Raw genomic sequence first — 10439 nt, 5'->3', positions numbered from 1 at the left:
CCCCAACCCCCAGTGCCCCGGCCGCGCCCGACGAGCTCGCCGAGCGCCTGGAGCACCTGGATGCGTCCTTCTCGGAGGCGCTGCTCGCGCTGATCGACGAGCGCGGCTTCACCGACGCCCAGGTCTATCGCCGGGCAAACCTCAGCCGCCAGCTCTTCTCCAAGATCCGCTCCAAGCCCGACTACCGGCCGAGCAAGCCCACGGCGCTGGCGCTGGCGCTCGCGCTCGGCCTCACGCTGCCGCAGACGCAGGAGCTTCTCGCCCACGCCGGGCTCACGCTCTCGCGCAGCAGCAAGTTCGACGTGATCGTCGAGTTCTACCTCGCGCGCGGCGTCCACGACGTCATGGCCGTGAACGAGGCGCTCTTCGCCTTTGACCAGCCGCTGCTCGGCTCGCAGTAGGATCGGCGCCCCGCGCGCCAGATGTCGCCCGGCGGTTTACCTCCGCGCCGGCGTCTCCGCGTAGCCTCGATGTCGTCAGGTTGGCTGCGACAAGGGGGGCAGCAATGCGCACGGAGATCGTCTTCATCCTGGACGCGAGCGGTTCGATGGCGGGGCTCGAGGCAGACACGGTCGGCGGTTTCAACAGCCTCATCGAGAAGAACCGGGAGGAGCCGGGGGAGGCGGTGGTGTCCACGGTGCTCTTCTCCGACGGCTCGCGCGTCCTGCACGACCGGCTCGACATCCGCGAGGTGCCGCGGCTCACGAGGCGCGACTACGAGTGCTGCGGGTGCACGGCGCTTCTCGACGCCGTGGGCGGTGCCATCAGGCACGTTGACCTGGTCCAGAGCGTGCAGCCCAAGGGCTACGAGGCGGACCGGGTGCTCTTCGTCATCACCACCGACGGCCAGGAGAACGCGAGTCGTCGCTACACGTACCCGCAGGTCAAGCGCATGATCGAGGAGCGTCGGCAGAGGGACTGGGAGTTCCTGTTCATCGGGGCCAACATCGACGCGGCGGCGGAGGCGGCGAGCCTGGGCATCGCGCCCGAGCGCGCGGCCGACTACGTGGCGGACGGCCGCGGGACCGGGGTGCTCTACGATGCCGTGGCGTCCGCGGTGGCCGAGGTGCTCGCGTGCCCGCCCAACGCCGCGATGGGCGACGCGTGGCGCGCGGGGCTCGACGCGGACGTGCGGGCACGGAGGCGGTAGGCGCGCAAGGCCAAGGCCGCCAGGTAGCGCCGGCGAGAAGAACCTGCTGCCCGCGGGTTCTTCTCGCCGTTTGTGTGGGTACACTTCTTGCGTCCGACTCGTCTGGCGGGAGGTGGCCATGGGCTGTCTGAGCGTGCTGTTCAACCTGATCTGGATTCTCACCGGCGGCTGGCTGACGGCGCTCGGTTTTCTTATCGTGGGCGTGCTCTGCTACGTCACGATCATAGGGATCCCCATAGGGCGGCAGGCGTTCAAGATGGCGAGCCTGACCCTGGCGCCGTTTGGCAAGGAGATCGTCTACGGCGGCGGTGCCCCGTCGGTGGCGGCGAACGTTGTCTGGCTGATACTGGGCGGCTGGTGGTCCGCGCTGTGCTACCTGGCAGAGGGCGTGCTGTACTGCGTGACCGTCGTCGGGATCCCGTTTGGCCTGCAGCTCTTCAAGATGGCCAAGCTCACCCTGTGGCCCTTCGGCGCCGAGGTGCGGTAGGGCTAGCCTTCCGTTGCCGCCCGCCGCCTGCGTGGCCTGCCGGGGCGCGGGCGCTCGACGAGTCGAGCCTCGACGCTTGCCCGTGTGACGAAGGTGGCGTGCCCCTTCGTGTAGCCCTCGAGCCTACCCGCCTTGATCATCTGCGTGATGCGAGGCCTGCTCACGCCAAGGAGCTCCGCCGCCTCGCTTGCGGTGACGGTGTCGATCGCCTCCAGGGAGACGCTCACGCCGATGATGACGACCTGCCCCCCGTGCCGAGAGGCGTGGCTTAGTCCCAGCTTGGGTGGCTCCGTGCCGCTCATGAGCCAGTGCTCTGCCTCTGCGCGAAGCCAGTCCGCCGCCATGGCCGCGGCGTCCTGGAAGTCGTAGCCCTCGGTCCCTCCCTCGAGCTCAAAGGGAAGGGCGAGGACCATGCCCTCATCCTCAAACAGCTCGAACTCAGCTAGAACAAACATGGCAGCCCCGTTCCCGTCATTTGACCCCCGCCTGTCGCTTGATCTTCTCGAATAGCTGGTTGCTTATTTCGCGGTGGCGCGGGACTTGCGTGAAGTGGGTCCCATCCGTCCAGTGCTCGTGCCTTGTCCCGCCCGTGGGATGGAGTCCAGCTTTCCTGAGTAGATCGATGACCTCTTTTCTCTTAACCATATTAATACTTTCTATCTGACGGAAGGATGAAGGAAAACTTGCTTTGATGCGGGTGAAGCGAACACGGGCGGGCTTTCACTTGTCTTCCCGATGGCTTCCACGAATCTGCGTCCGCAGCTAGGCGGGGCGAGAAGGACATCTGGTTGCAGCTTTTGTCGGTAGCCGGGCGGCATGGGCGGGCAGACGGCGGGTGCCCAAGCAACCGCAGCTCGAGGGCGTCCTGACGTGTCCTCGCAGTTCCCTCGGTCCCGCCCTCATGCGAAAATGAGATAGCGTCGCAGGTAAAGGGGGTCACATGTCCGTATGGGTAACCGGAGACGTGCACGGCAGCATCGACATCGGCAAGCTCTCCGGTCGCAGGTGGCCCGAGGGCAAGGGCCTCACGCGCGACGACCTGCTCGTCGTGTGCGGCGACTTCGGCATGCCGTGGGACGGCTCCAACGAGGAGCGCTACTGGCTGGACTGGCTCGCCGGGCGCCCGTGGACCACGCTCTTCGTCGACGGCAACCACGAGTGCTTCCCGTACCTGGCCGACCTGCCCGTGACCGAGCGCTGGGGCGGGCGCGTGCAGGTCTACCCCGAGTGGCCGAGCATCGTCCACCTCATGCGCGGCGAGGTCTATCAGCTGGGTGACCTGCGCGTCTTTGCCATGGGCGGAGCTTCCAGTCACGACAAGGAGTGGCGCGTGGAGGGCTGGAGCTGGTTTCCCGAGGAGCTGCCCAGCTTCGAAGAACTCGAGCGTGGCGAGAAGAACCTGGACGCCGTGGGCTGGGACGTGGACCTGGTGGTCTCCCACTGCTGCTCGAGCCGCATGCTGCCCGCGGCGCTCGGCGCGGCGGGCGTTGGTGGCGGCCGCGAGGGCCGTGACCGCCTCAACGAGTGGTTTGACGCGCTCGAGGACCGGTTGAGCTATCGCCAGTGGTACTTCGGCCACTACCACGCCGACGAACGGCTCGACGAGCGACATTGCCTGATCTACCGCGACATCGTTCGGGTGGGGTAGGGACGGCGTGGCCCATGCGCCAAGTGAAAGCCCTCTCAAATCCGGAATCTGCTCCGGATTTGAGAGGGCTTCCCTCGCTTCGCCGGGCTGATTCATCAATTCATCTGACAGCGAGGTTCGATGGACGCCCTCATCGCACAAGCTGGCCGCGGTATGACTCTTGAATTATTGTCCGGTTGCCCTTGTACACTCCCCTCAAGTCGAGAGAGGGGAGCCAACATGTACGAGCCGTCACGTCAGCTGATGTCGTTCAACGTCGCGGGGTTCCAGTTCTGGGATGGTGCGCTGGTGCTCGGGGAGCTCAAGGCGGGCACGCTGCTCGAGCTTGTCCCGGAGCCGGACAACCCGCACGATTCCGAGGCAGTTGCGCTGCGCTACCATGGGACCAAGCTCGGTTACGTTCCATCGGACGAGAACGCCGTGCTCTCGGTGATGTGCTTCTACGGGCACGCCGCGGCGTTCGAGGTGCGTGTGCTGCAGGTGGACCCGGAGGCCGCGCCCTGGAAGCAGGTGCGCGTCGGCGTCTTCGTGACGGACGCTCGCTGAGGCCCGGTCGGCGTACGGCTGGGAAGGCGAGAAGAACGGGAGGGTCCCATGGACACCGGCTTTCGCTGCGTGATCGGCTCCGACGGCGCGACGCACCTCGAGCATCAGATCGGCACCATGCGCTTTGACCTCGCGACGGGGCAGATGACGCAGATCCTTCCCTCGCCCGGCGGCATACAAAGCGTCATCCGGCCCAACGGCTCGTTCGGTCTTGAGCAGACCGTCGGCAACATGAGGTTCAACATCGACCAGGGAAGCTACGACCTGCTTCTTTAGAGCCGCCCCGGGGTTTCTGCCACTTCGGGCAAGTACGCAAGGAGGCGCCATGCCGCTCGTTCGCCTGTCGGAGCGCATATCCTATCTCCCGCACGTCGAGGAGCTTGACCGTCCCGTGCTGGCGCTCGTGCGTGGGGACCGCCTCGCGCTCGCCGTCGACGCGGGCTACTCGCCGCGCCACGTCGCGGACCTCTACCGCGGGCTCGTCTCGGCGGGCCTCCCGCTGCCCGACCTCACCGCGCTCACGCACTGGCACTGGGACCACAGCTTTGGCATGAGCGCCGTCGCCGGCCTCACGGTCGCCCGGAAAGAGACGAACGAGCACCTGCTCGAGGCGCGCGGGATCCTCTCGGACCCGGATGACCCGCGCCGCGCTGACATCCGCTCGGCCCAGGGCTTTGCCGAGGAGTTCCCGCCCGGGGAGGACCCCGTCGTCGTGACCGCCGACATAGAGTTTGAGGGCGAGCTCGCGATCGACCTCGGCGGCGTGACGGCCCGCCTGATCGCCACGGACGCGCCCCACACCAACGACTCTACGCTCGTCTACGTCCCCGAGGAGCGCATCCTCTTCGTGGGCGACTGCTTCTGCGAGGACTACGACTCCGGCGACGACCCGTCCGTCTGCTACCTCGACCCCGCGCGGCTGCGTGCACTTCTCGCCACGATAGAGGGCCTGGACCCGACACCAGAGACCTTCGTCATCGGCCACTGCCCGCCGGAGGGTCCGGACGAGTTCGTCGGATACCTACGCGAGCTGCTGCAGGTGGCCCCGGGGGAGGGAGGAGCGCATGCCAACGCTTCGTGACGCAATCTACGGCCTTGCTGTGGGTGACGCGCTTGGCGTGCCGTACGAGTTTCGCCCGCGGGGGAGCCTCGCCTGCACGGGGATGGTCGGCCACGGCACGCACGACCAGCCGGCCGGAACCTGGTCGGACGACACGAGCATGACGCTCGCCACCTGCGACAGCATTCGCGCCTGCGGGCGCGTGGACACGGCGGATATGCTCTCCCGGTTTCGCGCCTGGATCGACGACGGCGCCTACGCCATCGACGGCGTGGTCTTTGACTACGGCAACACCACGGCCCGCGCGCTCGCCGCCGGCACGGGCTGCGCGGGCGAGCGCGACAACGGCAACGGCTCGCTCATGCGCATCGCGCCGCTCGCCTTCACGGACGCCACGGACGACGAGGTCCGCGCGGTCTCGGCCGTCACGCACGCGCACCCCGTCTCAACCGAGACCTGCGTGGAGATGGTGCGCGTGATGCGCGCGCTCGCGGCCGGCGCCTCGCCGGAGGAGGCCATCCCGGACCACGAGGTCCTTCTCGCCGCTAGCGAGAAGGATATCCGCTCCGGGGGCTTCGTGCGGGACACGTACTGCGCCGCGCTCTGGTGCCTTGCGGTCTCGGAGTCCTACGAGGAGTGCGTGCTGCGCGCGGTCAACCTCGGGGACGACACGGACACCACGGCGGCGGTGGCCGGGGCGCTCGCCGGCATCGTGTACGGGGCGGACGCCATCCCGGCCGCATGGATGGGGGCCCTGCGTGGCAGGGACATCATCGAGCGCTGCCTTTTCTAGGGCGGTCGCGGCCGTTCTGACGTGCGACAATCATGCCCGACTACCCGGCACCCCGCCCGAGCCCGACGATTGGACCCGTATGACCGCGCTCGACCTCATGCGCTCCGACGCACCCTACGCCGTGAGCTACCTCGACATGCCCAATGACCTGCAGCCGCGCGCCCAGAGGCTGTGCTGGCGCTTCAACCAGCTCGACCCGACCGACCTCGAGGGGCGCGCCGCCATCCTGGGGGAGCTCTTCGGGACGTGGCACCCGCGCGCCACGGTCAAGCCGACGTTTCGCTGCGACTACGGCTTCAACATCCACTTTCACGGATTCGCGCTCGTCAACTACAACTGCGCGTTCCTGGACACCTCGCCCATCCACGTGGGCGTGGGCACCTTCATCGCCCCGGGGTGCGTGCTCGCCTGCGCCGGACATGCCGTGCACCCCGCCCAGCGCTCGGAGGGGATCCAGACCTCCGCGCCCATCACGCTCGGCGACAACGTCTGGCTGGGGGCCAACGTGACCGTCTGCGGCGGCGTCACCATCGGCGACGGGAGCGTGATAGGCGCGGGGAGCGTCGTCACGCGGGACGTCCCCGCGGGCGTGATCGCGGCGGGCGTTCCGTGCCGGGTGATTCGCGAGGTGGGGGAGGACGACCTCGTGAAGCGGCTCGCACAGGTGGAGCGCGCCGCCGCCGAGGGCCGGTAGCAGCCGCGGATGCCCCTGTCAGCCTGCATGCGCCTGCCGAATCACGTTGACCGGCGAGGTCCTGGCCGTCGACGGCGGCATGACGGTCTAGCACCGGCCGAGAAGAGCCTGCAGAGAAGGCGTCCCGTCGGTCCGGTGTGTCGGGCCGACGGGACGCCTCCTCGTGCGATGGAATCGCGCCCCCGCTAGTTGTCGCTGCGGGAGAAGCCGTTTCTCATGCGCATGCTCGCCTCGTAGAGGACCTTGTCGAGCAGCTCGTCCGTCTGGCGGCGGCACTCGTCGGCGATCGCCTGGTTGCAGGCTGCGAGGTCGCCGTTCTTCTCGTCGCACTCAAGCACCAGCGCGACGCAGCGGCTCGTGAGCGCCTCCTGGTAGCGCTCCACGTGCGGCAGGCACGCGCCGTAGGCGGCGTCTGCGAGCGCGGCGACGAGGCGGTTGGCCCAGTAGAAGTTCTCGCTGGTCACGCGGGTGGTCGTGTCCTCGAGGTAGGCCGGCGTCTGCTCGACGTTGGCATAGAGGGGCACGAGCGCGTTGAAGGCGTTGGAGCCGTAGGCAACCCACTGCAGTGCTGCGCGCTCGGGAGCGACGTCGGGCCGCAGCTGCAGCACGGCGAGCTGGCTGTTGCGGTTGATGCCGATGGGGCGGTACCTTCCGCGGGTCGACTCGCTGCCGGCCGTCCCGTAGGGGTCGTAGGGCGTACCCTGGTAGTGCAGGGAGAGCGCGTACTTGACGTCCTCGATCGTGACCTTGCGCTCCGGCTCGCGACACCAGGGGAGGAAGTCGCTCTCGGGGCCAAAGTCGTCAGCCGGCGCGGCGCTGTCCCAGGGGCCCGCGTGCGGGTTGAGGAAGCGCTGCATGGCCCAGGCGCGCGGCGTGTTGTAGACGTGGTCGGAGTCCGAGTGGCTGCCGAAGGCCTCGCGTGGGTTGAAGTGGCCGCCGCGGACGCCGATCGTCAGGTCGAGGTGGTGAGCGGCCATCCACTCGCGCAGGTCGGCCGAGCAGAGGCTCTCCTCCTGCTCGCCGAAGGCGTCGTCAAGGTCGAAGTCGTCGATGCCGAGCTGGTTGGGCATCGTGACGTAGCAGTCGTCGGGCACGCGGCGCGCGATCCAGTGGTGACCGCCGACGGTCTCCATCCACCAGATCTCGTCCGCGTCCGAGAAGGCGATGCCGTTCATCTCGTAGGTGCCGTAGCGCTCGAGCAGCGCACCGAGGCGCAGCACTCCGTCGCGGGCGCTCGTCATGTACGGCAGCACGAGCGTGACCATGTCCTCCTCGCCGATGCCTCCGGGCGTGCCGGTCTTCTCGTCGTAGCGCACGAGCGGGTCGGCGGCGAGCACGCGCTCGTTGGAGGTGATGGTCTCCGTGGCGCTCATCCCGACGTTGTGCGCGGAGAAGCCCGCCTCCTCCCAGAGCCCCTCCTTGAGGTCCGCGTTGGGCATGGCGGTGTAGCGGACGCCACCATCCGGGAGCTCAATCTCGAGGTGGGAGATCACGCTGCGGTACACGGAGCCCGCCGCGGGCGCGGGGCGCGCCGCGAAGCGCTTGGGGCAGAACTCCCCGTTGGACGAGTCCTCGTTGCGAGCCACGATCGTGGAGCCGTCGTAGCTCGCCTTCTTGCCTACGAGAATGGTTGTGCAGGGCATGGTGCCTCCTTGTGCGTTGCCGGTCCGTCCCATGGTAGCGCTTGCGGCCGCTTGCCGCGCAGACCCGGGTGCCCCCGCTGTGCAATTGGCCCCTTCGATCCATGAAACGAGGGGCCAAACTGCGCACGCGCACCGCGCTCTCATGGACTGAAGGCGCAAATTGCACGCGAGGCCATGCGTCGGTGACGCGGGCGCGGGGTCCGTCGTCCCTGCGTTACGTGAATAAGTCCTACCAACCCACGACGTTGTCCCGGCCGGCCCCGCGCGATACTATACGGGCACGCCAGCGAGTAAGACGGAGGAAACCTGCATGTCAATGAAGTTCAAGCGCCTTCTGCCCATCCCCAAGGACATCCGTGCCGAGATGCCGCTCTCGGACGAGATGGCTCGGCGCAAGGAGGAGTTTGACGCGCGCGTGGCCGCGGTGCTCTCCGGCGAGGACCCCCGGCGCCTGCTCATCATCGGCCCATGCTCCGCCGACCGCGAGGACTCCGTGCTTGACTACGCGACGCGCCTCGCCGCCCTGGCCGAGCGGGTCTCGGACAAGCTCGTCGTGGTTCCGCGAGTCTACACCAACAAGCCGCGCACCAAGGGCATCGGCTACAAGGGCCTGCTGCACAACCCCAACCCCGAGGCCGGCGACGACCTGCTCGAGGGCGTCAAGGCAATTCGCCACATGCACCTGCGCGTGGTGGAGGAGACGGGCCTCTTCACCGCCGACGAGATGCTCTACCCCACCAACTACCAGTACCTCATCGACCTGCTGGCCTACATCGCGGTCGGCGCGCGCTCCGTCGAGAACCAGGAGCACCGCCTCGTCGCCTCCGGCGTGCCCATGCCGGTGGGCATGAAGAACCCAACGGGCGGCTCGACCGACGTCATGCTCAACTCGATCTACGCCGCCCAGCAGCCGCAGACCTTCATCTTCCGCAACTGGGAGGTCTCGACGACGGGCAATCCGCTCGCGCACGCGGTGCTGCGCGGCTACGTGGGCCTGGACGGCATCAACTACCCCAACTACCACTACGAGTACCTTGAGCGCCTGGCAGAGAAGTACACCTTGGCGAGCTTCGAGAACCCCGCCGTCGTCATCGACTGCAACCACGACAACTCCGGCAAGCGCCCGTTCCAGCAGATCAGGATCTGCCACGAGGTCATGGACTCGGTGCGCCGCTCGGACGCCATCGGGCGCCTCGTGCGCGGCTTCATGGTCGAGTCCTACCTCGTGGACGGCAACCAGCCCGTGGGCGGCGGAACGTACGGCCAGTCCATCACCGACGCCTGCATCGGCTGGGAGAAGACCGAGCGTCTGGTGCTGGAGATCGCGGAGCGCTCGTAGGCGGCGCACGCACGCCTGGCGAGAAGATCCTCGGGCCGTGTCCGCAAGGGGTACGATAGGGGTGTCCGGGAAGTCGGGCCGCGGGCCCCGTCCGAGGGAGGGTGCGGTGGCAAGGGCATCTAGGGGATGGCTCCGGTTCGGGGCGCTCGCCGCAACGGCGCTGATCGCCACGTCAGGCGCGACGGTTGCGCTCACGGGGTGCGGCGTGCAGCAGGAGGGCGCTGACCAGCCGGCGGCCGAGCAGCCGGCCGACGACGCCGTGGGCCAGCAGGGCGACGCGCCGGCCTCCGCCCCCGAGCTCGTCGACCCGACCGACGTTTCCGCGGCGACCGAGGAGGTGGGCACGGCGGTGGGTGCTGACGGCTACACGCTGACGATTGACACGCTGGTCGTGGACGAGGGCGGCTTCGGCAGGGCCGCGTACACGCTGCGCGGGCCCGTCGCCGCCCTGCGCGGAGATGACGGCAGGCTTGCGCTCGGCACGGACGCGGGCCTCGACGACCTGCAGATGCGCACCGCGACCGACGGGCGTCCCAACCTGGTCTGCACCTACGACGCCGACGCCTCCACGGATGACGCGCTCACCGGGACCATCTACTTCGACGCCCGCTCGACCGACGAGGTCGTCGGCGGACTCAGCTGGCAGCTGCTCTGGCATGACGAGAACGCCACGGGAGGCGGCTCCGGCACGGCCTCGACCGAGCTCGTGGTGCCGTCCAAGGTCCTCGGGGCTCGCCACTTCACGGACGGTGACGCCGCCACGGCGACGCTCGGCCCGCTCGGGCTCGCGCTCAGCACGAGCGTCGACACGGAGTCCGGCCAGTTCGTCGACGACCTCGTGACCCTGCATCTCGCAGACGGGACCGACATGGTCGTCTTTGACGCGAGCGACCCCTCCGCCGGCTCGAGCCTGATGCAGAGCGCGCGCACGGACGGCTCGACGTCCTACGCGCTCCCGGAGGGCGTGGACGTGCTCTCGGTGAGCAGCATCACGCTCGAGGGCCGCCAGCTCTCCACGAGCGGCGAGGAGGCCGCGAGCTACACCTTCACGCCCGCCGCCTAGCAGGGCGGCAGAGAAG

Annotated in this window: 13 protein-coding genes; 11 read left to right on the top strand and 2 right to left on the bottom strand. The window is 68.4% G+C overall.

Features of this window, described 5'->3' with window-relative positions; genetic code table 11:
- The 3 genes from B5F23_RS09665 to B5F23_RS02480 form a co-directional block, all read left to right on the top strand.
- Nucleotides 1-401 (top strand): hypothetical protein (locus B5F23_RS09665; RefSeq protein ID WP_206392186.1); only part of this gene is annotated, 401 nt, incomplete at its 5' end.
- Between the two features lie 104 nt (nucleotides 402-505).
- Entirely contained in the window at nucleotides 506-1150 is a 645-nt protein-coding gene (locus tag B5F23_RS02485) for a vWA domain-containing protein (RefSeq protein WP_087351307.1), read from the top strand.
- Between the two features lie 118 nt (nucleotides 1151-1268).
- Nucleotides 1269-1637 carry a YccF domain-containing protein gene (locus tag B5F23_RS02480; RefSeq protein ID WP_241145772.1) on the top strand — a complete coding sequence of 123 codons (369 nt, stop codon included), beginning with the start codon at nucleotides 1269-1271 and terminating at the stop codon, nucleotides 1635-1637.
- Nucleotides 1638-1639: 2 nt separating this feature from the next.
- On the opposite strand, the gene B5F23_RS02475 is transcribed toward B5F23_RS02480, so the two are convergent.
- Nucleotides 1640-2092 (bottom strand): helix-turn-helix domain-containing protein, encoded by a 453-nt coding sequence (locus B5F23_RS02475; RefSeq protein ID WP_087351304.1) that lies wholly within the window; start codon nucleotides 2090-2092, stop codon nucleotides 1640-1642.
- Between the two features lie 485 nt (nucleotides 2093-2577).
- Here B5F23_RS02475 and B5F23_RS02470 point away from each other — a divergent pair, with 485 nt between their 5' ends.
- From B5F23_RS02470 to B5F23_RS10015, 6 genes are all read left to right on the top strand, one after another.
- Entirely contained in the window at nucleotides 2578-3285 is a 708-nt protein-coding gene (locus B5F23_RS02470) for a metallophosphoesterase family protein (RefSeq protein WP_087351301.1), read from the top strand.
- A gap of 219 nt (nucleotides 3286-3504) precedes the next feature.
- The gene (locus B5F23_RS02465; protein WP_087351298.1) at nucleotides 3505-3831 is read left to right on the top strand and encodes an HIRAN domain-containing protein; all 327 of its coding nucleotides are present in this window, start codon (nucleotides 3505-3507) and stop codon (nucleotides 3829-3831) included.
- Nucleotides 3832-3879: 48 nt separating this feature from the next.
- Nucleotides 3880-4107, top strand: coding sequence for a hypothetical protein (locus B5F23_RS02460; protein WP_087351295.1), 228 nt, complete (start codon nucleotides 3880-3882; stop codon nucleotides 4105-4107).
- A 49-nt stretch (nucleotides 4108-4156) separates the two neighbouring features.
- Nucleotides 4157-4912 carry an MBL fold metallo-hydrolase gene (locus tag B5F23_RS02455; protein WP_087351292.1) on the top strand — a complete coding sequence of 252 codons (756 nt, stop codon included), beginning with the start codon at nucleotides 4157-4159 and terminating at the stop codon, nucleotides 4910-4912.
- Nucleotides 4896-5684, top strand: coding sequence for an ADP-ribosylglycohydrolase family protein (locus B5F23_RS02450; RefSeq protein WP_087351290.1), 789 nt, complete (start codon nucleotides 4896-4898; stop codon nucleotides 5682-5684). The genes B5F23_RS02455 and B5F23_RS02450 overlap by 17 nt, the downstream gene beginning before the upstream one ends.
- 79 nt (nucleotides 5685-5763) lie before the next feature.
- Nucleotides 5764-6378 carry a sugar O-acetyltransferase gene (locus B5F23_RS10015; protein WP_087351287.1) on the top strand — a complete coding sequence of 205 codons (615 nt, stop codon included), beginning with the start codon at nucleotides 5764-5766 and terminating at the stop codon, nucleotides 6376-6378.
- A 185-nt stretch (nucleotides 6379-6563) separates the two neighbouring features.
- On the opposite strand, the gene B5F23_RS02440 is transcribed toward B5F23_RS10015, so the two are convergent.
- Entirely contained in the window at nucleotides 6564-8021 is a 1458-nt protein-coding gene (locus B5F23_RS02440) for a C69 family dipeptidase (protein ID WP_087351284.1), read from the bottom strand.
- 310 nt (nucleotides 8022-8331) lie between these two features.
- Here B5F23_RS02440 and B5F23_RS02435 point away from each other — a divergent pair, with 310 nt between their 5' ends.
- A complete protein-coding gene (locus tag B5F23_RS02435) occupies nucleotides 8332-9360 on the top strand; it encodes a 3-deoxy-7-phosphoheptulonate synthase (RefSeq protein ID WP_087351282.1) in 1029 nt (342 codons plus the stop codon).
- Nucleotides 9361-9466: 106 nt separating this feature from the next.
- Nucleotides 9467-10423 (top strand): hypothetical protein, encoded by a 957-nt coding sequence (locus B5F23_RS02430; RefSeq protein ID WP_087351279.1) that lies wholly within the window; start codon nucleotides 9467-9469, stop codon nucleotides 10421-10423.
- The last annotated feature ends 16 nt before the right edge of the window (nucleotides 10424-10439 follow it).

Origin of the sequence: Olsenella sp. An188, assembly GCF_002160255.1 — a bacterium.
GTDB lineage: Bacteria > Actinomycetota > Coriobacteriia > Coriobacteriales > Atopobiaceae > Thermophilibacter > Thermophilibacter avistercoris.
This window is presented reverse-complemented; position numbering and strand designations above follow the sequence as displayed.

What these genes read in the sequence shown, in the direction of transcription:
- B5F23_RS02485 (WP_087351307.1), top strand. Translation starts at nt 506, where the DNA reads ATGCGCACGGAGATCGTCTTCATCCTGGACGCGAGCGGTTCGATGGCG.
- B5F23_RS02480 (WP_241145772.1), top strand. Translation starts at nt 1,269, where the DNA reads ATGGGCTGTCTGAGCGTGCTGTTCAACCTGATCTGGATTCTCACCGGC.
- B5F23_RS02475 (WP_087351304.1), bottom strand. Translation starts at nt 2,092, where the DNA reads ATGTTTGTTCTAGCTGAGTTCGAGCTGTTTGAGGATGAGGGCATGGTC.
- B5F23_RS02470 (WP_087351301.1), top strand. Translation starts at nt 2,578, where the DNA reads ATGTCCGTATGGGTAACCGGAGACGTGCACGGCAGCATCGACATCGGC.
- B5F23_RS02465 (WP_087351298.1), top strand. Translation starts at nt 3,505, where the DNA reads ATGTACGAGCCGTCACGTCAGCTGATGTCGTTCAACGTCGCGGGGTTC.
- B5F23_RS02460 (WP_087351295.1), top strand. Translation starts at nt 3,880, where the DNA reads ATGGACACCGGCTTTCGCTGCGTGATCGGCTCCGACGGCGCGACGCAC.
- B5F23_RS02455 (WP_087351292.1), top strand. Translation starts at nt 4,157, where the DNA reads ATGCCGCTCGTTCGCCTGTCGGAGCGCATATCCTATCTCCCGCACGTC.
- B5F23_RS02450 (WP_087351290.1), top strand. Translation starts at nt 4,896, where the DNA reads ATGCCAACGCTTCGTGACGCAATCTACGGCCTTGCTGTGGGTGACGCG.
- B5F23_RS10015 (WP_087351287.1), top strand. Translation starts at nt 5,764, where the DNA reads ATGACCGCGCTCGACCTCATGCGCTCCGACGCACCCTACGCCGTGAGC.
- B5F23_RS02440 (WP_087351284.1), bottom strand. Translation starts at nt 8,021, where the DNA reads ATGCCCTGCACAACCATTCTCGTAGGCAAGAAGGCGAGCTACGACGGC.
- B5F23_RS02435 (WP_087351282.1), top strand. Translation starts at nt 8,332, where the DNA reads ATGTCAATGAAGTTCAAGCGCCTTCTGCCCATCCCCAAGGACATCCGT.